Source organism: Aliirhizobium wenxiniae, from assembly GCF_014201355.1.
Taxonomy (GTDB): domain Bacteria; phylum Pseudomonadota; class Alphaproteobacteria; order Rhizobiales; family Rhizobiaceae; genus Neorhizobium; species Neorhizobium wenxiniae.
Genome location: NZ_JACHEG010000005.1, coordinates 81117 through 105274, shown reverse-complemented (window position 1 = coordinate 105274; position 24158 = coordinate 81117). Strand labels below are relative to the sequence as shown.

The window sequence follows — 24158 nt, the reverse complement described above, 5'->3', positions numbered from 1 at the left end:
CAAAATTCGTGCAACAAAAAAGCCCGGTCAGACCGGGCTTTAAAGTTTCTGCTTGAGAAAAGCGCTTATGCGCTTTCCTTCGGCGTCAGAACCTGGCGACCGCGGTACATGCCGGTCTTCAGGTCGATATGGTGCGGACGGCGAAGTTCGCCGGAGTTCTTGTCCTCGACAAACGTCGGGGTAGCCAGCGCGTCGGCGGAGCGGCGCATACCGCGCTTGGATCGGCTAACTTTTCTCTTAGGTACTGCCATTTGTGTTACTCCACTTCGTGCAAAACGTAATATCCGGCCTCTGTGAGGCCGAACCCATCACGTCCCGATCTCGGAAATTGGGCTGGCTTATACATGCACGTCAGGGCTTTGACCAGTCCCCACAGGCATTTTTTCGCGGCCGCACCGGATTCGTCGAATCCAGCAGTTCAGGCCTCGTCCGCCGGCACGATCCAGCTCTCCGCAAGCGCTGCCGTTTCCCACGCCTTCCAGGCCGGATGTGCCTTCATCGCCGCCATATAATCCAGCACAGCCTTGTCGGAGACAAGATCATAGGCGTCGAACCGGTTGACCACGGGCGCAAACATCGCATCTGCTGCCGAAAACTCGCCGAACAGATAAGGCCCGCCTGAGCGTGCCGTCAGCTCGGTCCAGATAGCGGAAATCCGCGCGACGTCGGCATCCACGCCCGCCTGCACGTCCGCGGCCAAGTCGAGCCGGCGTTTTGGCCGCCGCAGGTTCATCGGGCAGGCATTGCGTATACCCCTGAAGCCGGACAGCATCTCCATCGAGACGGAGCGCGCCAAAGCCCTGTCGGCAGGAGCTTTCGGCCAAATGCCTTTCACCGGAAAAAGCTCGGCAGCATATTCGATAATCGCCAGGGATTCCCAGACGCGAAACGCGCCGTGATGCAAGCACGGCACCCGGCCGGTTGGCGAGATTTCCCTGAATTTCGGATTTCCGCCGTCATCGTCGAAGGGGATCAGCACTTCACGGAACGGAACGCCTGCCGCCGTCAGTGCGATCCAAGGCCGAAACGACCAGGACGAATAGTTCTTGTTGCCGATATAAAGGGTGAGTTCAGCCATGAAAGCCTCCAGCTTTTCGCTCAGGCTACAGAACCAGGCCTAAAGCCTCCAATGAAAAGCCTAGAACCTAGCCATAAATGCATTTGATATATTCACCGGAATTCCTCGCCCGGCGATCGATGACGGCAGCCAGACGGCGCATGCCGCGGCCCGGCTTGCTGGCGACGCGGGTGAACGGATTGGGGAGCGCCACGGCCAGAAGCGCTGCCTGGCTGGTACTGAGCCTTGCTGCACTTGTCTTGAAATAATGCTGCGCGGCCGCCTCGGCACCATAGATGCCCGGCCCCCATTCGGCGACATTGAGATAGATCTCCAGCATTCGCCGTTTCGTCCACACGGTATCGGCGGCAATCGCCAGCGGCATTTCCAACACCTTGCGCACGAAGAAACGGCCATTCCAGAGAAAGAGGTTCTTGGCCGTCTGCATCGAGATCGTGCTGGCGCCGCGTGTCGCCTCGCCACCGAGCGCATCCTCGACGACGCCGCGCATCTGTTTCCAGTCGACTCCGCCGTGAAAGCAGAACTGCCCGTCTTCCGACATCATCACAGCGCGTACGAGATTGGGGGATATGTCGTCGATATCCACCCATCGCCGGTCATAACCACGCAGCAAGAACAGTTCCGACAGCATCAGCGTCGAGACGGGTCGGGTAAACGGCACCGCATAAACGGGAATGAGCAGGTAGGGCAGGATCAGAAGTGCGACGAGAACCAGAACCGCCCGCCTTGCGACACGCGAAAGCGATCCCGCCCTTTGCCGTCGCGGCATGGCGGGTTCCTCTTCCTCAACCTGTCGATCTGGCGTGATGTCCAAAACGAAGTCCCCACGAGCCCGATAAGCAACCCGATGTTTCATAGCCAGTATGGCCGCGTGTGACGAGTCTTTCGCGTTAAACTTCCTGTGGGGTGGTTAAACCCGTTGCCAGCGATCTGGCGGCATGCAACACAGCGGCCATGAGCACAAAGCCCGCCGAGCAGACCCATTTCGAGACCCGATTGAAGCAGAGCGCCGTCGAGACGGAAGCCTTGCTGATGCAACTGCTTTCATCGCAGGAGCTGGAAGACGAGATCGCCCGGCCGGAAAACCTGACCGCCGCCATGCGTCATGGAACGCTGAACGGCGGCAAGCGGTTGCGCCCCTTTCTCGTTGTAGAAAGTGCCGCCCTGTTCGGCGGAGATCACGAGACGGCACTGCGCATCGGTGCGGCACTCGAATGCCTGCACTGTTATTCGCTGATCCATGACGATCTGCCGGCCATGGACGATGACGACCTGCGCCGCGGCCAGCCAACGGTCCACAAGGCCTTCGATGAGGCCGTTGCGATCCTCGCCGGCGACAGCCTGCTGACCTATGCCTTCGATATCATCTCGGCGCGGGAAACCGAGCTTGCGGCCGACCGTAAGGTGCAGCTGATCTCCGCACTTGCCCGTGCTTCCGGCGTCGGTGGCATGGCCGGCGGACAGGCGCTCGATCTGGCAGCCGAGAAAAAGGCGCCCGATGAAGCCGGCATCCGCACCCTCCAGGCGATGAAGACCGGCGCTTTGCTGCGGTTTGCCTGTGAGGCAGGCCCGGTGATTGCCGGTGCATCCGATGACGACCGCAAGCGGCTTCGGCTCTTCGGCGAAAAGATCGGCCTCGCTTTCCAGCTTGCCGACGATCTGCTCGACGTCACCTCCGATGCGGCAACGCTCGGCAAGGCAGCCGGCAAGGATGCCGGACGCGGCAAGGGCACGCTGGTCGGATTGCACGGAATAGATTGGGCGGAAAAGACGCTCAATGCGCTCACAGTGGAAGCCATTGATCTGCTCGCGCCCTATGGCGCGAAAGCCGAAATCCTGCAGCAGGCGGCACGCTTCGTCGCCAATCGCCAGAGCTAGACCCCGGCGCCAGATCGAAACGATCCGGTTACGACAGGAATTAGACCCACCGCCAGCCTGAACAGCCGGCGGTGGGTTTGTTTTTTACTGCTGGATCGGAGCGATCGCCACTTCGACGCGGCGGTTCTGTGCGCGGCCGTCCGGCGTTGCGTTGGATGCAACCGGCTGCGACGGACCGAAGCCCATGGTCGAGATACGGCGCTGGTCGACACCACGACCGCCGAGATAGTTGGCAACGGAAGCTGCACGACGCTCAGACAGACCCTGGTTATGCTGCAGGCTGCCTGTGGAGTCGGTGTGGCCGTTGACGTCGATATAGGTCTTACCGAACTTGTTGAGCACGATCGCAACGGAATTCAGCGTATCGTAGAACGGCGGAATGACCTGATCCTGGTCGGTCGCGAACGTGATGTTCGACGGCATGTTGAGGATGATGCGGTCGCCCTGGCGCGTCACGGAGACGCCGGTACCCTGAAGCTGCTGGCGCAATTCGGCTTCCTGGCGGTCCATGTAATTGCCGATCGCACCGCCGGCGAGACCGCCGATTGCAGCACCGATCAAGGCATTGCGGCCCTTGTTGCCGCCGCCGATGACGAGACCGCCGAGTGCGCCGATACCGGCACCGATTGCGGCGCCGCCCGCAGTGTTGGAAACCTTCTGCTCGCCCGTATACGGATCGGTCGTGGTGCAGGCAGAAAGGAAGGTCGCAGCCAGCGCGACGATGGCAAATTTCTTGAGCATTCGAATCGTTTCCCGTCCTAGGTGGTCGCACTTCCTTACCACGAAATACGGCAAAACAAGGAAGGCGCTGCATTCTCCCCGTCGTTGGCCACCGCCGGGGAGATCACATGAATGAAAATTCCATCATGCGGCGGGAGGAAGAATTTCGATCCGGTTCTGCAATCCGCTGGCAACGATGGCCGGAATATCCGGCTGCGTCATCGGCGGGAATGCGGTTTGCCCGAATTCAACTTCGTCGCCGACATCGACGAAAAACGCTTCATGCAGGCTGCCGGGCGAGTTGATGATCAGCATCCGCGCATCGGCTTTTCCGGGGTTGCGAAAAGCATGCACGGTGCCCGGCGCGATATGAAGCGCCTCGCCGACACCCTTGCGATGCCAGGTGCCGTCGAGCAAGAACTCGTATTCACCCTCCAGAACATAGAAGGCTTCGTCATCCGCCTGCCGATGTACCGGCGCGCCTTGTCCGGGTGCGGTGCGGTTCTCGATCAGGGTGAACTTGTCGCCCGTTGTGACGCTGCGGATATGGAAGGTCAGCAGGTTGCCGAGAAAATGCACCGTCATCGGCGCGGTGTCGTTGGGATTGACCTTGGCGGTCATGTCGTCTTGTCCTCTTCTAGTTTTGTGATACCATCATCTCTTAATGAGACGAATTTCTCATAAAGGAAATGTGATGACCGGTCAAGTATTGCGCGAAACCAAGTTTGAGCGAATCAACCAGAAGAAGAGAACCCGAACCGAACTGCTGAAGACGGCGCGGAAAATGATCGAGGAGGGCATATCGTTTTCGGTGGCCGATGTGGCCGATGCATCCGGGATTTCCCGTGCCACGGCCTATCGCTACTTTTCCAAGCCGGACGACATATTGCGCGAGGCCGCGCTGGATGCAGTGGCCGAACAGGTTCATCTTTCCGAAGACGTTTCGAAGAACGGCACGGTCGAACAGCGGCTGGATGAAATGGTCGGCCGTATTTTCCGCATGGTGGCCGAAAACGAAAGCGTCTTTCGCGCGTTTCTGGCGGCGGCAGCTACCAATGACAATATCCCGCGCACGGGTCGTCGCCTTCCCTGGCTGTCGGAAGCACTGCAACCAATCGAGAAGAAACTGCCGAAACCGGCTTACGAAAACCTGCTCGCCGGCCTGTCGCTGCTGACAGGCATCGAAGCGATCATCGTGCTCCGTGACATCTGCGCCATGGATATCGACAGGGGGGAAAAGGTTGTGCGCTGGTCTGCCCAGGCCATGCTTGCAAAGGCGCTGGCCGAGGCGGAGTGATTATTCGGCAGCCGTACGGTTCTGGCCGAAACGGTTCTCGATATACTCGTCGACAAGCTTCTCGAAATCACCCGCAATATTCGGGCCTTTCAGCGTCATCGCCTTCTTGCCGTCGATGAAGACAGGGGCAGACGGGGTCTCGCCCGTGCCTGGCAGCGAAATGCCGATATCGGCATGCTTGCTTTCGCCCGGACCGTTGACGATGCAGCCCATGACGGCGACGTTGAGCGCTTCCACGCCCGGATATTTGTCGCGCCAGACCGGCATGTTCTTGCGGATATCGTCCTGGATTTTCTGGGCCAGCTCCTGGAACACGGTCGAAGTCGTACGGCCACAGCCGGGACATGCGGCAACCACCGGAATGAACTGGCGAAAACCCATGACCTGCAGGATTTCCTGGGCCACCTGCACTTCTTTCGTCCGGTCGCCATTCGGCTCCGGTGTCAGCGACACGCGGATCGTGTCGCCGATCCCGTGTTGCAGCACGTAGCCCATGGCGGCCGACGAAGCTACGATGCCCTTGGAGCCCATGCCGGCTTCGGTGAGGCCCAGATGCAGCGCATGGTTGGAGCGCTCGGCCAGCATCGAATAACAGGCGATCAGGTCCTGAACCTGGCTGACCTTGGCGGAAAGAATGATGCGGTTGCGTGGCAGGCCGATCGATTCGGCAAGCTCCGCCGAGATAAGCGCCGACTGCACGATCGCTTCGTGCATGACCTGACGGGCGGAAAGCGGCGAACCGGCTTCCGCATTGCGGTCCATCAGCGTTGTCAGCAGATCCTGATCGAGCGACCCCCAATTGACGCCGATACGCACCGGCTTGTCATAACGGATCGCCATCTCGATGATGTCACCGAACTGCTTGTCCTTCTTGTCCTTGAAGCCGACATTGCCCGGATTGATACGGTATTTTGCCAGCGCCTCGGCGCAAGCCGGATGATCGGCGAGCAGCTTGTGGCCGATATAGTGGAAATCGCCGATCAGCGGCACATCCATGCCGAGACGCAGCAGGCGCTCGCGGATTTTCGGCACGGCCGCAGCGCTTTCGTCGCGGTCGACGGTGATACGCACGATTTCCGAACCGGCCTTGTAGAGTGCGGCGACCTGCGCCACCGTCGCATCGATATCGGCCGTATCGGTATTGGTCATCGACTGCACGACGACCGGTGCCCCACCGCCCACGATGACCCCACCCACATCGACCGCAACGGTCTGACGGCGCGGTTTCGGATCGAAGTCTATGGGTGATGTCATGGTCGGGTCTCGGTGCCTACAAGCAGAGTTGCAATTCAGGTGGCGTATGCATTGCCGCTTGTCAACCACCGAGCCGTGTCAGTTTTACGGCATCAGCCTCAATGATGCGCGCCATCCGCGTGACGCGCGAGCCGGGAAACGGCCAGCACGACGACGAGGAAACCCGACAGCGCAAGGAAGATCGACGCAAGCCCGGTATGTTCGGCAACAAAGCCGATTACCGATGGCGCAAGCAGAATGCCGGAATAACCCATCGTCGTGACGACCGACAATCCGACACCTGCAGCCATGCCCGGCAGGTTTCCGGCAGCCGAAAACACGATCGGCACCATGTTGGAAATACCGATACCGGCCAGCGCGAAACCGGCAATCGCAACGGTGGTATTCGGTGCAAGACCGATGATCGCAAGCCCGCAGATCGCGATCGTGCCACATATCCGAAGCGTCATGACGGCACCCAGACGGTCGCGGATGAGATCGCCGGCAAACCGCATGATCGCCATGGTGCAGGAGAAACCGGCAAAGGCGAAACCGGAAAGAGCGACTGACGCACCGAGTTCGTTGCGCATGTAAAGCGCACCCCAGTCGAGAATGGCGCCCTCCGGGATCATGCAGAACAGCGCGATCACACCAATCAGCCAGGGCAGCGGCGAACGCGGCAGCCGGCTGCGCGTCTCGTCCTTTGCTTCATCCGGATGCGGCGCATCATGCAGCACGATCCGCCAGCAGAGAACCACCATCAGCGCCGCAATCAGCGTGACGATGACGGAATGGCTGAAAACACCGAGTTTCTGGATCAGAAAACCGCCGCTCGAGGCACCCAGAAGGCCGCCGAGGCTCCAGAAGGCATGGCAGGACGACATGATTGCCCGGCGCATATGTTTTTCGGTTGCCACCGCATTGGCGTTCATCGCCACGTCCATCGCCCCGATCAGGCCGCCGAACAGAAAGATCGCAATGGCCCCGCTCCAGATGTCTCCGGTTACCGAAAGAAGAAGCAGCATGGGCGTCAGAAGCACCGCCGCTAGTTTTGAAACCGTGCTCGATCCGAAACGGGCAATCTGGCTTCCGGCGATCGGCATCATCACGATCGAGCCGACGCCGAAGACAAGGATCATCAGCCCCAACTCTTTTTCGCTGAGGCCAAGGCGGGAGGCGAATTCCGGGATTTTCGGCGCCCATGAGCCGATCATGAAACCGTTCATCAGGAAGAGAAGCGCAACACCGGCCCGCTCCTTGGTCAGATAGGATCCAAGCGGCCGGCTGGCCTTTTCGATCTCGGATTGGCTCATGAAATGCTTCCTCTCGATGCGCTTTTTTCGTTGATTGAGGTGGCGGCGCCGCATCGATGCGCCTCGACACCCTGAAGAGCTATTTTTCTGACCAGCGCCTCGTCCGCATCAGCCTCGAAGACGAGCGATAAAGGTGCTTGAAGTGCATGCACATGGAATGCGGCCCTCAGGCCCAGCTTGTCCGAGGTGATCGCCGCAAGGCTACTTTTGCTGGCGGCACAGGCCAGCCGCTTGAAGGCTGCGTCTTCAAAGATATCCGCTGCCAGTCCTTCCTCCAGCGTCAGGCCGCAGGCGCCGAGAATGCAGAGATCCGGCCGGATCGTTTCCAGCTGCCGGATTGCGGTCAGATCGAGCGCCGCCCCGACAGCCGGATCCACCCTGCCACCGATCATGATCAGCTCTACACCCGTCCGGCCTGAGAGTTCTGCGGCAATCGCCGGCGTATTGGTTACAGCAGTCAGGCGAAAATTTTCAGGCAGGCTGCGGGCAATGGCAAGGTTGGTCGATCCCGCATCGAAGAAGACGACACTGCCTTCATGGAGCAGTTCCACCACCTTTTGCCCCAGCATCACCTTTCGATCCGGCTGCTCGGAAATGCGCGTCTTCAGCGGAACGGTCTTTCCGCCCGGCAGCAGCGCACCGCCATAGACCCGCTCGCATTCGCCCCGCCCCGCCATTTCGCGAAGGTCGCGCCGAACCGTATCCTCCGAGACGCCGAACGTCTGTGCGAGATCCTGCGCCGCAACACGCCCCTGGGCGCGCAGCTCGGCCAATATCCTCGCCTGTCTTTCACTGACAAATTGATCCATGCCGAAACCATGCATGAGTCGGCATAATTACGCAACATCGTGCAAAAACACGAAATGTGTCGGAATGCAAAAAGGCGGCCCGCCTTCGCGGACCGCCTTTTTATAATTCACGCGAAAACCTGCTTCAGGCGGCGTAGACCACGAGCAGATCCTTGGCGTCGATCTGGTCGCCGGCCTTGACAAGAACCTCGGTGATCACGCCGTCCTTCTCGGCATGCAGCGCGGTCTCCATCTTCATCGCCTCGATGGACAGAAGCACATCGCCCGCCTGCACCGTCTGGCCGGAGGAGACGAAAACCGTCGAGACGACACCTGGCATCGGCGCACCGAGATGCGAAGCATTGCCGGCTTCGGCCTTACGCCGGACTGCGCTGGAAGCGGCGCGATTGCGATCCGGAACCTTGATGCGGCGCGGCTGGCCGTTAAGTTCGAAGAACACTGTCACCATGCCCTGTGCATCTGCAGCACTGATTGCCTGGTTGACGATAACCAGAGTCTTGCCCCGCTCGATATCGGCGAACATTTCCTCGCCATCCGCCAGCCCGTAGAAATAGGTCGGCGTCGGCAGCACGGAGACCGGACCATAGGTTTCAGACGCCAGTGCGAAATCGGTGAACACCTTCGGATACATCAGATAGGAGGCGAACTCGAAGTCATCGACCTTGCGGGAAAGCTTCTCCTCGATGTCCTTGCGTTCCTTGGCAAGATCGGCCGGCGCAAGCAGCGAACCGGGCACCGCCGTATAGGGCTTCTCACCCTTCAACGCCTTTTTCTGGATGCCTTCCGGCCACCCGCCTGGAGGCTGGCCGAGATCGCCCTTCAGCATCGAGACGACCGATTCAGGGAAAGCGATATCCTTGTCCGGGTTCTCGACATCGGCCACCGTCAGGTCCTGCGAGACCATCATCAGTGCCATATCGCCGACTACCTTCGAGGACGGCGTCACCTTGACGATATCGCCGAACATCTGGTTCACGTCGGCATAGGTCTGGGCGACCTTGTGCCACTTGGTATCGAGGCCCAGCGAGCGTGCCTGTTCCTTGAGGTTGGTGAACTGGCCACCCGGCATTTCATGCAGATAGACTTCGGATGCCGGTCCCTTCAGATCGCTTTCGAAGGCCGCATACTGGTTGCGCACGGCTTCCCAGTAGAACGAGATTTTTCTGATCCATTCAGGGTCGAGGCCCGGATCGCGCTCAGAGCCCGAAAGGGCTTCGACGATCGAGCCGAGGCAGGGCTGCGACGTGTTGCCGGAAAACGCATCCATCGCCGCATCGACCACATCGACACCAGAATCGACCGCAGCAAGCACGGTGGCTGCCGAAATGCCCGACGTATCATGCGTGTGGAAATGGATCGGCAGCGAGGTCGCGTCACGCAGGGCCTTGAACAGAACCTTGGCTGCGGCCGGCTTCAAAAGACCGGCCATATCCTTGACGGCGATGATATGCGCGCCGGCTTTTTCCAGATCCTGCGCCAGGCCGACATAATATTTGAGGTCGTATTTCGGCCGTGCGGAATTGCCGAGATCGCCGGTATAGCAGATCGCCGCCTCGCACAGCTTGCCTTCCTCGTTCACCGCATCCATCGACACACGCATGTTGTCGACCCAGTTCAGGCAGTCGAACACGCGGAACAGGTCGATGCCACCGTTCTCCGAACTGCCCTTGGCCGCCTGGCGGACGAAATATTTCACCACATTGTCGGGATAGTTCTTGTAGCCGACACCGTTCGCCCCGCGCAGCAGCATCTGCAAGAGGATATTCGGCGCCGCCTCGCGGATCAGCGCCAGCCGCTCCCACGGATCTTCGGTGAGGAAGCGCATCGAGACGTCAAACGTCGCGCCGCCCCAGCATTCCAGCGAGAAGAGGTTCGGCAGGGCCCGCGCATAGACGCCGGCAATGCTGGCAATATCATGCGTGCGCATGCGGGTGGCGAGCAGCGACTGGTGGCCGTCACGCATCGTCGTGTCGGTGATGAGCGCACGGGTCTCGCCGCGCATCCATTCGGCAAACTTTTTCGGCCCGAGCTCGTCGAGCTTCTGCTTGGTACCGGCCGGGATCGCCCCTTCGATGAACGGCAGGACGGGCTTGGAAATCTTGTCGGACGGCACCGGCCGACCCTTCGTTTCCGGATGACCGTTGACGGTCACGTCGGCGAGATAGGTCAAAAGCTTGGTCGCGCGGTCGGCGCGCTTCACCTGCTCGAACAGTTCCGGCGTCGTATCGATAAACCGCGTCGTATAGGAATTATCGCGGAATTTGGGATGCCCGATGATCGCTTCGAGGAAGGTCAGGTTGGTCGCCACGCCGCGAATACGGAATTCCCGCAGCGCACGGTCCATGCGGCTGATCGCTTCCTGCGGTGTGGAGCCTGACGCCGTAACCTTGACCAGCAGCGGATCGTAATAACGGGTGATGATCGCGCCCGTATAGGCCGTACCGCCGTCGAGGCGAATGCCGAAGCCTGCAGCCGAACGATAGGCGGTGATACGCCCGTAGTCCGGAATGAAGTTCTGCTCCGGGTCTTCCGTCGTGATACGGCACTGCAGCGCATGGCCGTTAAGGCGGATGTTTTCCTGAGCGGGAACACCCGATTCCGGCGTGCCGATCGCAAACCCTTCGAGAATATGGATCTGCGCCTTGACGATATCGATGCCGGTGACGACTTCCGTCACCGTATGCTCGACCTGGATGCGCGGGTTCACCTCGATGAAGTAGAATTTGCCGGTCTCGGCATCCATCAGATATTCGACCGTGCCGGCGCCGACATAATTCGTCGCCTGCGCAATTTTCAGCGAATAGCCGGCAAGCTCGGCGCGTTGCGCTTCCGACAGATAAGGTGCCGGTGCGCGTTCGACGACCTTCTGGTTACGGCGCTGGATGGAACAATCGCGCTCGAACAGATGCACGACATTGCCGTGTGTGTCGCCAAGCACCTGGCTTTCGACGTGACGGGCACGCTCGACCAGCTTTTCGAGATAGACCTCGTCCTTGCCGAAGGCGGCCTTTGCCTCGCGCTTGGCCTCGACGACTTCCTTGGCAAGATCGGCCTCGGAGCGGATCGCGCGCATGCCACGCCCGCCGCCGCCCCAGGAGGCCTTCAGCATCACCGGATAACCGATCTCGGCGGCCATCCGCGCCACTTCCTTCATGTCGTCCGGCAGCGGATCGGTTGCCGGGACGACCGGCACGCCGACGGAGATCGCCAGATTGCGGGCCGCAACCTTGTTGCCGAGCTGACGCATCGTATCGGGCCGCGGGCCGATGAAGATAATGCCCGCCTCATCACAGGCATCGACGAATTCCGGGCTTTCCGAAAGAAGGCCATAACCAGGATGGATCGCATCGGCACCGGAAAGCTTGGCAACCCGGATCACTTCCGGGATCGACAGATAGCTCTCGATCGGGCCGAGATCCTTGGCAAGATGAGGACCGCGTCCGACCTGATAACTCTCATCGGCCTTGAACCGGTGCAACGAAAGTTTGTCTTCCTCCGCCCAGATCGCAACCGTCTTGATACCGAGCTCGTTGGCAGCGCGGAAAACGCGGATTGCGATCTCGGATCGGTTGGCAACAAGGATCTTCTTTATCTGCAAAGCGCTCTCCCCACGGCAATTTGAGTTTGTTGCACCGCAAGAGATCAATATCCCTGAAATTACGCAAGTATAAAGTTGGCCGAAAATGGCGCCTCAAGTTGCACAGATTGCCTCAGGCAATCAGCGCCAGCCGAAACGCCAGCGCAATCAAGTGCTGCCGGTTGTTAGCACCGAGCTTTTCGTGCAGCCCGTTGATATACCAGTCGACCGTATGGCTGGAGATATCCAGCTCCCTTGCTATCTCGTTAGAGGTAAGCCCGTTAGCCAACAGAAGTGTGATTTCCATTTCCCGCCGCGTCAACTGCACATCGCTCAAAGGCGCGTTCTCGAAGAGATCCGCCTTGTGGCGAAGCTCAAGCAACTTCCAGAAAACCGCTTTGGCAGCAGCATCGAACAGGCTGATTTCAGCCGGCGAGAGGTCAACCGGTTTACCGCCAACCGCGAAGCTGCCGACAAGTCCGTTGCGGCCATGGACCGGAAACAGATATCCGTCGTGCAGCCCGTGCCGCGCGGCCTCCTGAAGCATCCTCTTCATTCGTTGACGATGCGGATCGGCCTTCAACGTCAAAAGCGCATCCTTCCAGCGGAACGGCCGTTGAGCCAGGCGCAGCCATCGAAGCGTCGGATCGATCAGCGAATATTTCCGTTGGGTATAGAGTTCCGTCCAGTTTGCCGGCCATTCGGCGGCAAGAACTGATCTCTGCAGCTTGAGCTGCGGCAGGGGCTGGATGAGAAGACTGTAAAAATCAAACCCATAGCTATCGACCAGGCTTTCCAGCTCGGCGGTAACCTGTTCCGGTGTCTTTGCTTCCCCAAGCAACACCAGGAACTGGACAATCATGGTAATATTCAATACCGCCCCCGAGCCCGAACCGGGCATGCCAAATTACATATGCTACAATTGCCCAGATAGTTTACACAGACGGTTAGGATTCATTGAAACCGGGCCGCCAAATCTAGCATCGCTGAATCGATAAACACCACAAATACGTGCATTCCTATTTTTCTACACGACACACCATAGCGACACAATCTTGCCTACGATAATGGCTTGGAATCGCCTTGTATTGTCCATAAAGCTCTGTGACCCACATAAGGGCGAAAGTGACTGAAGAGGTTGAACGGTTGACACTATTTCAGGTTTATTGGCGAGCACTCAACTACCTGGGCAAGAACAAGTGGCGGGTGACTGCGATCGTCATCGCCAACATCGTGCTGGCCGTGATCACAATTGCTGAGCCTATCCTGTTCGGCTGGATCATCGATGCGATATCCTCTGGCGGCGCAGTGACCAACGTCCTAATGTTATGGGCAGGTTTCGGCGTTTTCAATACGATAGCTTACGTACTGGTCGCCCGTGAAGCCGATCGGCTTGCACATGGTCGACGTGCATCGTTGCTGACGGAAGCCTTTGGCCGGATCATCTCGATGCCTCTTTCCTGGCATCATCAGCGCGGCACCTCGAATGCGTTGCACACTCTGCTTCGTGCAGCAGAAAGCCTCTTCGGCCTCTGGCTCGAATTCATGCGAACGCATCTGGCAACCGGTGTGGCGATCCTCTTCCTCATCCCCACCGCGATCTCCATGGACTGGAGGCTAAGCCTCGTACTTCTCTGCCTCAGCATCTTCTATTGGGTCATCGGCGTCGCGGTGATGAAGCGAACCAAGGAAGGTCAGGCCTCGGTGGAAAGCCATTACCACCAGGTCTTCTCCCATGTCAGCGATTCGATAAGCAACGTCTCAGTCCTGCATAGCTACAACCGCATCGAGGCCGAAACCCAGGCGCTCAAGGCCTACACCAAGGACCTGCTCAAAGCCCAGTATCCGGTTCTCGACTGGTGGGCACTGGCCGGCGGCCTCAACCGCACCGCTTCGACCGTTTCCATGGGCGTCATCCTCGTCATCGGCACGATGCTCGTTCAGCGCGGCGAGATCCGCGTCGGCGACGTTGTTGCCTTTATCGGCTTTGCCAACCTGCTGATCGCCCGCCTCGACCTTTTGCGCCAGTTCGCCACACAGATTTTCGAGGCGCGCGCCAAGCTCGAGGATTTCTTCGCACTCGAAGATTCAGTCGACGATCGTACCGAACCTGCAAATGCCGGTGAATTGCGCGATGTCAGCGGCGAGGTGGAATTCCGCGATGTGAGCTTCGGTTTCGCCAATACCAAGCAGGGCGTCCATAACATCTCATTTACTGCCAAGGCCGGTCAGACGGTTGCAATCGTCGGACCAACGGGCGCTGGCAAGACAACCCTCATCAATCTTCTCCAGCGGGTCTATGATCCACAGCAGGGCAAGATCCTGATCGACGGGATAGATATCTCCACCGTCACCCGCAAATCGCTGCGTCAGCAGATCGCCACCGTCTTCCAGGACGCCGGCCTGTTGAACCGCTCGATCAGCGACAACATCCGCCTTGGTCGCGAGGGTGCAACGGAAGCCGATATCATCAAGGCGGCGGAAGCGGCTGCCGCAACCGAGTTCATCGAGGACCGCCTCAACGGTTATGAGACTGCTGTCGGCGAACGCGGCAACAAACTGTCGGGCGGCGAACGCCAGCGTATCGCAATCGCCCGTGCAATCCTGAAAAATGCCCCGATCCTCGTTCTCGACGAAGCGACCAGCGCGCTTGACGTGGAGACCGAAGCCCGCGTTAAGGTGGCTATCGACAAGCTACGGCAGGACCGCACGACCTTCATCATCGCCCACCGCCTTTCGACTGTCCGCGATGCCAACACGGTGATCTTCCTCGATGGCGGCCGAATCTCCGAAATGGGAAGTTATGACGAACTGAGCCGCCTCGGAGGCCGCTTCGCCTCGCTCCTGCGAACCAGCGGACTGCTTGACGACAGCGATGATGACGACGCGTCGAAGAAGGACAAGAAACCGGAAGCGACGCCAAACCCGGCGTGAGCCGACCGCAATAACAATACGCAAAGGCCCGGCGCTTGATGGAGTGCCGGGCCTTTGTATTTAGATCGGCCTTCCCCGAGACGTCATCCCAGGGCTTGTCCCTGGGATTTGGCCATATCGCCAAGCCGGCACCGTCACCGACGCCGGGATGGCAGTAGATGCTCGGGCGAGCTCGAGCATGACGAACGAGGCTTTAGTTTGCCCGCAAACCCATAGACACCGGGGATGAAATTCGCTCTCATAGCAAAGACCGTTCATTTCGATCAATCACATACAAAAAACTACGTCCCCTTTCATCCCCGCCTCCACCGGTCCGCTTAACCTGATCCCGTCATCGAGCAGGGAGCCGGGTCGCGAACCGGACGCCTACGGAGCAAGATCCGGCGCGAGATGATCGTCGTCATGTGGGAAGTGATGCCGTCAGGGCAAAGCTTCCACCGGAAGGCAGAAGCGGAATGCGCCTCATCCGCCAATGCTTCCGGAACGCTTCACGATCGGGCGGGCAGAATGCCTGACACCAACACTACCCATTATCGCACTGCCCGCCTTCCCAATGAGCCGGCCGTGACGGGATCTCCCGTTGCGGTCACTTGTGCTGCCCTTCATCCAGAAGGAGGCTGGACCATGCCCATCTAGAAAAGCATCGCCCCGAAAACCGATCTGGTTTCCGGGGCGATGCCATGTCAGGTCATGGTCGGCGCTCAGGCCTTACTTGGACGACAGCTGGAACCCGCCATCCTTGTCGGCCGTCTTGCCGTCGACGGTAACAGTGCCGCCTGCGACCTTGATCGCGTGAGCCTTGCCTTCAATCGTCAGTTCGGCCTCGAAACCATCCCAGCCGGTCGGCAGCGACGGATCGACGGTCAGGTGATCGCCATTGCGCTTGATGCCGAGAATGCCCTCGATCGCCGCGCGATAGAGCCAGCCGGCGGAACCCGTATACCAGGTCCAGCCACCACGGCTCTGATAGTCGCCGGCGCCATAGACATCAGCGGCAACCACATAAGGCTCGACCCGATAGGTATCGGCCGCCTCGCGGGTCAGCGCGTGGTTGATCGGGTTCAGGATCTGGAAGCACTTCCAGGCATCGTCACCACGTTTCATCTGAGCCAGTGCCAGCACAACCCAGATAGCCGCATGCGTGTACTGACCGCCGTTTTCACGGACACCCGGCGGATAGGCCTTGATATAACCGGGATCCTGGCGGGTCTTTTCGAACGGCGGTGTGAACAGGCGGATGATACCCGCGTCTTCGTCCACCAGCTGTTTCATCACCGCATCCATCGCCTGGTCGCGGCGGTCCATCCGGCCTTCGCCGGAAAGCACGCTCCACGACTGGCCGAGTGAGTCGATGCGGCATTCGTCGCTCTTGGCGGAACCGAGCGGCGTGCCGTCGTCGAAATAGCCGCGACGATAATAGGTGCCGTCCCAGCCGTCAGTTTCGAGCGCTTCCTTGAGCGTGTCGATATGCTTTTTCCAACGATCGACGCGCTTCTTGTCCTTGCGCGCTTCAGCGTAAGGAATGAAGTCGCGAAGCGCCGCCGCCAGGAACCAGCCGAGCCAGACGCTCATGCCGCGGCCGGCAACGCCGACCCGGTTCATACCGTCGTTCCAGTCACCGCCGAGCATCAGCGGCAGGCCCATGTCGCCGGTACGGTCGATCGCCAGATCGAGCGCACGCGCCGCATGTTCGTAGAGATCGGCGATCTCATTCGTCACCTCGGGCTGGATGAAGGCATCATGCTTCGTCTTTTCGAGGATCGGGCCGGAAAGGAACGGCAACTGCTCGTCCAGAATGGTCTGGTCACCGGTGACCGAAACATACTGGTTGATCGCATAGGCGAGCCAGACGACGTCGTCGGAGATCGTCGTGCGCACGCCGGAGCCGTTATGCGGCAGCCACCAGTGCATAACGTCGCCTTCCTTGAACTGGCGCGACGCCGCATTGATGATCTGCCGGCGGGCAAGCGACGGCTCGTGCACGAGGAAGGCCAGCGTATCCTGCAGCTGGTCGCGGAAGCCGAATGCACCCGATGCCTGGTAGAAGGCGGTACGGGCCATGATGCGGCAACCGAGCGCCTGATAGGGCAGCCAGTGGTTGACCATGTTGTCGAGCGACTTGTCCGGCGTCGAGATCTTCAGGCGACCGGTGAACTCGTTCCAGAAGCCGCGGTTTGCAGCGAGCGCACCGTCGAAGCTGACGGTCTTGAGCTCGGCAGAAAGTGCTACCGCCTCCTCCTTCGTTGCGGCATCGCCGAGGAAGAAGGTGACTTCCGTTTCCTGACCCGGAGCAAGCTCCACATCATAGGCAAGTGCAGCACACGGATCGCCGTCGAGATCGAGCGAACCGCTGAGCGAAGACGCGCCCGTCACCGCGGCTGGCATCTGCACCGAACCGAAACGGCCGACGAATTCCCGGCGGCTTGCCGTGAAGCCGGTCGGCATCTCGCTCATACCGAGGAAGGCGAAGCGGCTGAAATTGATGCTGAACGCGTTATTGGCAAACAGCGTACCCGTCGCCTCGTCCCGCGAAGGCAGGATGAAGGGAACGGTCTTTGCCGTGTTCGCACCCAGCAGCCATTCGACATAACCGTAGAGCTTCAGCTTCTTCGTTTCCGAGCCGGAGTTCTTGAGCTTCATATGCGAGAACTTGGCATGACGCATCCGGTCGACGGTCTGCGTCAGTTCCAGCTTCAGCCCGTCTTCTTCGGACGAGAAAACCGAATAACCGAGACCGTGACGGGCTTCGAACAGGACTTCCGGACGACGCGAAAGCGCGGCGAACGGAGTGTAGACCTTGTTCGTTGCCGTGTCGGAGACGTAGAAACCTTCACCCGGACGGTTGATGACCAGATCGTTGGTCCACGGCGTCAGCTGGTAGTCGCGGGAGTTTTCCGCCCAGGAGAAGCCGGCGCCTTCGGCCGAAACGTGGAAGCCGAACGTATCGTTGGAGATGACGTTGATCCACGGCTGCGGCGTCGACTGGCCGCCATTGAGACGAACCACATACTCGTTGCCCTCGGCAGAGAAGCCGCCGATGCCGTTCCAGAATTCGAGATCCGTCGGTTCCTTCGGCAGGACTTCCGGAGCGGCGAAGATTTCGCCGTTCAGAAGCGGCCGGCGGTCGGCATCGATCTGCTGTTCCGTCGACGGTGCGAAGATCGTGCTGGTACGGTTGAGCTGATCCCCGAACTGGCCGTTACGGGCATGCAGCACGACGCGAGAAGCGGCGATCATACCTTCGGCGCCGGCACCCTCGAGAAGGTCGCGGCGCAGCGTGAAGACGTGCGTACGTCCGCCTTCCTGACCCATGCGGGTCGCCATCTGCTCGATCGACTGCTGCATGTCCTGCGCGTCTTCCGACGCACGTTCGTTGAAGATCACGAGATCGGAAACGACGCCGCGTGACCGCAGATATTGCTGCGCCAGGATCGCTTCCTTGGCGACCGGCATGTCGGCCTCGTCGTTGATCCGGAGCGTGAAGATCGGCAGGTCACCCGAGACGGACGACGGCCACAAGCCCGACTGTGCCTGCATGCCGGCCTGCAGCGTCTGCTGGTCGGCGCGAAGCTGCATGTCGGGATAGACGAGATAACGGGCGAGGTGCTGGAAGGCGGCTGCATCCTGCGAGGTGACGCCGAGATGGCGCATCTGCATCTGCGTACGCGTCCAGGCCTGGGTCAGCTCGCTCTGGAAGCTCTCGGCGTGGCGATAATGTTCGATCGCCTTGTCGAGATCCTCGCGCTTGGGTGCTGCGATCGTCCAGAAGACGACGCTGACCTTCTTGCCGGCCGGAACCCGGACGCTGCGGCGCAGCGACATGATCGGGTCGAGGGTGAAACCGTCCGTGTTCGACAGCGAGGCACCCGGATCGAAGGCGGCAGCCTCCGACAGCGTGCGGCCGCGGCCGAGGAACTTGCGGCGGTCGGTCTCGTATTCGGTCGGGCGATCCGTACCGGCATTGTCGGCGGCAAGATGCGCCACCAGCATGTCCGGTTCGCTGTGATCGCGCTTGTTGCGCCAGGCGCGGATCACGTCACCGCGCTTGCCGATCTCGGTATTGATGAACATGCGCGAGAAGACCGGGTGGCCGTTATCGCCGTCATCACCGGCAATCACCGGTTCCATATAGGACGTCACTTCGATGAAGCGATCTTCGGTGCCCATGTTGAGCAGCGTCACGCGACGGCCTTCGGCATCATGCTCGGTGCCGACAATGACCTCGACCGTGCTGGTCAGTTCGCCGACCGTCTTGTGGAATTCGGCCTTTTCGTCGCCGAACACCGCCTTCGACTGCTCGCCTTCGGCACGACGCGGTTCGGTCGTCGTCGACCACCAGTCGTTGGTCGCCGTGTCGCGCAGGAAGATGAACTGGCCCCAGCGGTCTTCTGTCGGATCGGGCTTCCAGCGCGAAACGGAAAGACCGTTCCAGCGGGAATAACCCGAGCCGGTCGCCGTCATCATCAGCGAGTAATGGCCGTTGGAGAGCAGCACCAGTTCGCGGTCCTTGGTGGCCGGGCTGGTGATCGTGCGGATTTCCGGACGCAGCAGCTCGCCGCCGCCGGTACCCGGCTTCTCCTCGTGCTTGGCGCTCATCACCGGAATGTCGCGCGGCGCCTTTTCCTGCAACAGCAGTTCGGCGGCCTCGATCACCGGATCGGCATGGAAGAGTTCGCGCAGCAGGCCGTTCATGACGACGTTGGCAACAGCTGCGATCGACATGCCATGGTGGTGGGCATAGTAGTTGTATACGACAGCACAACGCTTGCCTTCCGGCACGCGCGTCGGCGTGAAGTCGACCGCATCATGGAAACCGTAGATGCCGAGCGCACCGAGATCGCGCAGTTCGGCAAGGTTTTCGACGGCAGCCGTCGGATCGTACTGGCTGGCGAGGATCGACGCATAAGGCGCGATGACGGCGTTCTGGCCGAGACCACGTTTCAGACCCAGCGTCGGCACACCGAAATTGGTGTACTGATAGTGCATCTGGTGGTCGAGCGCGTTGAACGCGGCTTCCGAAATGCCCCACGGCGTGCCGAGACGGCGGCCATGGTTCATCTGTTCGCGAACGATCAGGTTGTTGGTCTGGTTGAGGATACCGCCCTGACGCTCCTGCATGACGAGCGGCGGCATCAGGTATTCGAACATCGAACCCGACCAGGAAACCAGCGCACCGCGTGCACCGATCGGCACGACATGGCGGCCGAGCTTGTACCAGTGCTCGTTCGGCAGGTCGCCCTTGGCGATGCCGAACAGGCTGGTCAGGCGCGCTTCCGACGCGAGCAGGTCGTAGCAGGCCTCGTCGACTTCGTTGCTCTCGACCCGATAGCCGATCGACAGAAGACGGCGGTCCTTGCGGAACAGGAACTTGAAGTCCATCGCAAAGGCGATCTTGCGGGCGCGCACGCTGAGGGCGGCCAGGCGATCGCGCAGTTCCTCGACATTGGCATTATCGAAGGTGCTGTCCGCAATATGCGCTTCGCAGGAGGCTACCAGCGATGCGGCCCACTTGGTCACTTCCTCGCTCTGGCTGGAGCGAACCTCGTGGTCGAGATTGTGCGAAAGCTTCTGGATCTCGCGGGCGAGAACCGAAAGGTTGATGATGCGGATCGAGGCGAATTCGTGCTCGCGCTTGACCGAGGCAAGCGCATTGGCAAAGCCGTTGATGCGTTCTTCGAGGCGACGGCGCAGCGGGCGAACCGTCTTGCGGTCATCCGGAAGCGCCTTCAGCGTTTCGCCGAGAATGCCTGCAACGTCACCGAGACCATCGAGATTGCCCTGCAGATGCGCGGACGGCGCTTCCGCCCAGATGCGGCAGGCCGACGAAATGGCGATCAGGTGACCGGCGAAGTTGCCGCTATCGACCGACGACACGTAGCGCGGCATCAGCGGCTTCATCGTGTCGATGTGATACCAGTTATACATGTGGCCGCGGAACTTGTCGGCCTTCTCGACGGTCGCAAGCGTCTGTTCCAGCCGCTCGATCGTCTCAGCAAAGCTGATCCAGCCGAAATGACGCGCCGAAATGGTCGACAGCAGATAGACGCCGATATTGGTCGGCGAGGTGCGCTTGGCGACCGACGGGTTCGGCTTTTCCTGATAATTGTCCGGCGGCAGATAGCTGTGTTCCGGCGTCACGAACATTTCGAAATAACGCCAGGTGCGGCGCGCGATCTTGCGCAGCTCGACCGAAACGTTTTCCGGCACGAACAGCTTGTCTTCCGTCTCGGCCGACTGGCTGACATACCAGGCAACGAGCGGCGAGAAGATCCACAGGATCGCAAACGGAATGCCGACCAGGAAGGCGTTGTCGCCAGGAATGGCGGCAAGAATGATGCTCAACACAGCGATTGCCGGCGCATGCCACATCGACCGGTAATAATCGGTCGGGCTGCCCTGCGCATTCGACTGGATCGACGCAGCCGTCTTCCACTCCAGCATAAGCTTGCGGGAAACGAACAGGCGATAGAGCGAACGGCCGATCGCATCCGTCATGATGCAGGCAGAGTCTGCAATGAAGACGATCCGAAGTGCCACCTGCGCATTGGTCGAACGAACGTCGGACCATACGGAATAGAAATGTGCCTTGGCGACATTGTCGCTGGAGCGCGGGAGAAGGTTGGTCAGAAGCGAGATCGTCGGAGCGACGAACAGCGAGAAGATCAGCAAGATCTGCCAGATCAGCGCGCCGAGCGGGTCCATGAAATACCAGCCGAGCACCGAGGCAAAGAACCACGCGATCGGGGTGAGCGACCGGCGCAGGTTATCCAGCATCTTCCAGCGGCCGAGCGCGGTAACGCCACGCTTGGCATCGATGATGTAGGGAATGAGCTGCCAGTCGCCGCGTGCCCAGCGATGCTGCCGCGAGACTTCGACTTCGTAACGGGTCGGGAAATCCTCGACCAGTTCGACATCGGTAACAAGAGCGCAACGCGCGAAAGACCCTTCGAGAAGGTCGTGCGAAAGAACCGCGTTTTCTTCGATACGCCCCTTCAGCGACGCTTCGAAGGCATCGACGTGATAGAGGCCCTTGCCGGTGAACGAGCCTTCGGCCGTCAGGTCCTGATAAACGTCGGAGACGGCGAAGACGTAAGGGTCGAGACCACGGCCGACCGAAAAGACGCGCTGGAAGACCGAGGCTTCCGTGCCTGTCGTCAGCGACGGCGTCACGCGCGGCTGCATCAGGCCGTAGCCCTTGACCACCTGGTTGGTTTCCGGGTCGAGAACCGGGCGGTTGATCGGGTGGTGCATCTTGCCGACCAGCTTGGTCGCCGCATCACGGATGAGGCGGGTATCGGCATCGAGCGTCATCACATACTGGACGTTTGCCGGAACCGTATTGGCGCCCTGTAGATAGGTCGTGTCGCGGTCACCGCGCAGGAGCAGGTTCAGCTCGTGCAGCTTGCCGCGCTTGCGCTCCCACCCCATCCAAACGCCTTCGTTCGGATTGAACAGGCGGCGGCGGTGGAGAAGGAAGAAACGGTCGCTCTCGACTTCATCCTTGTAGCGGGCATTCAGCGCCGCGATTTCGCGCTTGGCGTAATCGAGAATTTCGAGATCGGCCTCGGTCTGCTCGGTCTTGGCATCGCGCCAGTCGGAAAGCAGCGAGAAATAGATCTCGCCATGCGGGTTGGCGAGATAATGGACCTCGAGATTGCGCACCAGTTCATCGACCGTATCGCGGTCGGTGATCAGACACGGCACGACGACCAGCGTCTTTGCCTCTTCCGGAATGCCTTCCTTGAATTCATAACCGACGAGACGCGCCGGTTTGACGAAATAGGTGACGACCGTGTTGAACAGGCCGGTTGCACCTTCCGATGCCGGAAGCGCGAACATCAAGAGCAGGAAGAAGACGACGAGAAGCGGGATTGCCGCTTGAACCAGGAAATAGCCGGTGAGAACCATCGCCAGAACGGTGAGCAGGATCACCGGAGCGGCAATCGCCAGCCAATTCAGCTTGCGATAGGCACGCACCGCCCGCTGCAGGATCGGCGGATGATAACCGACAGCCGCTTCAAGTTCCTTGCGGTGACGGCCGACGATGAAGGCGCCGACATTGGTCTCGCGCACATCCGGGTCTTTTTCGGCGGCATCCTGCGACAGCTTGATTGCGGCCTGGGTGACTTCCGCTTCGCTGCGCTTGGAAAGACGGGCGAGCTTTTCGATACGGTTGCGATAGGCATTGCGCGAGCCGAAATCGAGCGCTTCATAATCCGTATGCTCGCGGAACAGCTTGTCGATCTGCGAAACGTCTTCGAACCAGACGCTCCATTCCGTATCGATGATCAGACGCAGGCTCTTGATGATATTGCCCATCGTCACATTGCCGGAGGAGAGACGGCTCTGCTCCGACTGGGTGACCGTCTCGACATCGGTACCGGCCTCGGCAAGGCGGTTTTCCAGCCAGGTCGTGGCAAAGGTCGTCGACTGGGACGCATTGCGCAGGCGATAAAGGAACTGCGCAGCAAACGTGTTGTCGCGCGCCAGATCCGCAACACCGGCCAGCACCTTGGCGCTCTCGGTCTCATCGTTCAGGCGGATGATCTCGTCGGCCACGTCATTGGCGCGCTTGCGCATGTTGCGCGAACGGTCGACCCGGGTCGCAATACGGCGCAGGTTCTCGATCAGCACGAAGCGGATGAAGGACGGCAGCGCCCAGAGTTCGCCGATTTCGAGTGGTTCGTTTTCCTGGAAACCCTCGACCATGGCGGCCAGCGTTTCCCGGTTCACGCCCGAATGGGTATGCGCCACATAAAGCCAGGCGAGCGCCAGCACGCGCGGCATCTTCTGCCCTTCTATGACGCGGGTCGGCAGCTGCTTGAAGAACTTCTTCGGGAAGTCGCGGCGGACTTCCTGGATCGCCTCTTCGACGATGTAATAGTTGTCGAGCAGCCATTCGGCCGCCGGCGTGATCGAAGCGCCCGCATCCACATCCAGAGCGGCTGCGCGATAGACGCGAAGGATTTCCTTCTCGTTATCCGAATGCTGCTGGAAGAATTCGAAGGACATGAGGCCGGGAAGCTCTTCCCCCTCGCCGCGACCGAGCCGGACGCCGCAGTCTCTCAGGTCTTCTATCGTCAGATAGGTCGCACGGATCGAATCATTGTGATCGATCTGCTTGACGTCTGTTTCGCGCGAGGAACCGGGCTTCGGAGTATCAAGGGACATGGACACGCTTCTGAATGAAAAATCGGGGTTTATCGGCCAAATTTCTCGGGCCTACGCCGGAAAATCACGCCGCCATTTGGGAAATGGCGCCGGGCTCCGGTGCAATCCGCGCGAAGGGAGATAGAGGCCGGCTTGAATATTGCAAATC

At 60.1% G+C, this 24158-nt stretch carries 14 protein-coding genes; 3 read left to right on the top strand and 11 right to left on the bottom strand.

Translation table 11 applies throughout. The features are described 5' to 3' along the window. Window positions 1–65 precede the first annotated feature (65 nt). The 3 genes from rpmF to mtgA all read right to left on the bottom strand — a co-directional run bounded on the left by rpmF (window position 66) and on the right by mtgA (window position 1892). Window positions 66–251, bottom strand: a complete 186-nt coding sequence (gene rpmF, locus HNQ72_RS19940) for a 50S ribosomal protein L32 (protein ID WP_112458846.1) — start codon at window positions 249–251, stop codon at window positions 66–68. Between the two features lie 167 nt (window positions 252–418). After that, the gene (locus tag HNQ72_RS19935) at window positions 419–1078 is read right to left on the bottom strand and encodes a glutathione S-transferase family protein (protein WP_183994607.1); all 660 of its coding nucleotides are present in this window, start codon (window positions 1076–1078) and stop codon (window positions 419–421) included. 67 nt (window positions 1079–1145) lie between these two features. Further along, window positions 1146–1892 (bottom strand): monofunctional biosynthetic peptidoglycan transglycosylase, encoded by a 747-nt coding sequence (gene mtgA, locus HNQ72_RS19930; protein ID WP_183994606.1) that lies wholly within the window; start codon window positions 1890–1892, stop codon window positions 1146–1148. Between the two features lie 140 nt (window positions 1893–2032). On the opposite strand from mtgA, the gene HNQ72_RS19925 reads away from it, so the two are divergent. After that, window positions 2033–2956 (top strand): polyprenyl synthetase family protein, encoded by a 924-nt coding sequence (locus tag HNQ72_RS19925; protein WP_183994604.1) that lies wholly within the window; start codon window positions 2033–2035, stop codon window positions 2954–2956. Between the two features lie 84 nt (window positions 2957–3040). Here the strand turns inward: HNQ72_RS19925 and HNQ72_RS19920 are convergent, their stop codons facing one another. Further along, window positions 3041–3697, bottom strand: coding sequence for a YiaD family glycine zipper/OmpA-like lipoprotein (locus HNQ72_RS19920; protein WP_183994602.1), 657 nt, complete (start codon window positions 3695–3697; stop codon window positions 3041–3043). 123 nt (window positions 3698–3820) lie between these two features. Next, the gene (locus HNQ72_RS19915) at window positions 3821–4297 is read right to left on the bottom strand and encodes a cupin domain-containing protein (protein ID WP_183994600.1); all 477 of its coding nucleotides are present in this window, start codon (window positions 4295–4297) and stop codon (window positions 3821–3823) included. Between the two features lie 73 nt (window positions 4298–4370). Between HNQ72_RS19915 and HNQ72_RS19910 the strand changes: the two genes are divergently transcribed. Then, the gene (locus HNQ72_RS19910) at window positions 4371–4973 is read left to right on the top strand and encodes a TetR/AcrR family transcriptional regulator (protein WP_183994598.1); all 603 of its coding nucleotides are present in this window, start codon (window positions 4371–4373) and stop codon (window positions 4971–4973) included. Here the strand turns inward: HNQ72_RS19910 and ispG are convergent, their stop codons facing one another. The 5 genes from ispG to HNQ72_RS19885 all read right to left on the bottom strand — a co-directional run bounded on the left by ispG (window position 4974) and on the right by HNQ72_RS19885 (window position 12779). After that, window positions 4974–6227 carry a flavodoxin-dependent (E)-4-hydroxy-3-methylbut-2-enyl-diphosphate synthase gene (ispG, locus tag HNQ72_RS19905; RefSeq protein WP_183994596.1) on the bottom strand — a complete coding sequence of 418 codons (1254 nt, stop codon included), beginning with the start codon at window positions 6225–6227 and terminating at the stop codon, window positions 4974–4976. Between the two features lie 98 nt (window positions 6228–6325). Next, complete coding sequence (locus HNQ72_RS19900) at window positions 6326–7519, bottom strand: MFS transporter (RefSeq protein ID WP_183994594.1); 1194 nt, start codon at window positions 7517–7519, stop codon at window positions 6326–6328. Further along, the gene (locus HNQ72_RS19895; protein ID WP_183994592.1) at window positions 7516–8343 is read right to left on the bottom strand and encodes a DeoR/GlpR family DNA-binding transcription regulator; all 828 of its coding nucleotides are present in this window, start codon (window positions 8341–8343) and stop codon (window positions 7516–7518) included. Before HNQ72_RS19895 ends, HNQ72_RS19900 begins: the two co-directional genes overlap by 4 nt. 109 nt (window positions 8344–8452) lie before the next feature. Then, window positions 8453–11926 carry a pyruvate carboxylase gene (gene pyc, locus HNQ72_RS19890; RefSeq protein WP_183994590.1) on the bottom strand — a complete coding sequence of 1158 codons (3474 nt, stop codon included), beginning with the start codon at window positions 11924–11926 and terminating at the stop codon, window positions 8453–8455. Window positions 11927–12038: 112 nt separating this feature from the next. Next, a complete protein-coding gene (locus HNQ72_RS19885; RefSeq protein WP_183994588.1) occupies window positions 12039–12779 on the bottom strand; it encodes a helix-turn-helix transcriptional regulator in 741 nt (246 codons plus the stop codon). Between the two features lie 272 nt (window positions 12780–13051). Between HNQ72_RS19885 and HNQ72_RS19880 the strand changes: the two genes are divergently transcribed. Then, window positions 13052–14839, top strand: a complete 1788-nt coding sequence (locus tag HNQ72_RS19880; RefSeq protein ID WP_183994586.1) for a glucan ABC transporter ATP-binding protein/ permease — start codon at window positions 13052–13054, stop codon at window positions 14837–14839. A gap of 708 nt (window positions 14840–15547) precedes the next feature. On the opposite strand, the gene HNQ72_RS19875 is transcribed toward HNQ72_RS19880, so the two are convergent. After that, window positions 15548–24010 (bottom strand): glycoside hydrolase family 94 protein, encoded by an 8463-nt coding sequence (locus HNQ72_RS19875; RefSeq protein ID WP_183994584.1) that lies wholly within the window; start codon window positions 24008–24010, stop codon window positions 15548–15550. Between the last annotated feature and the right edge of the window lie 148 nt (window positions 24011–24158).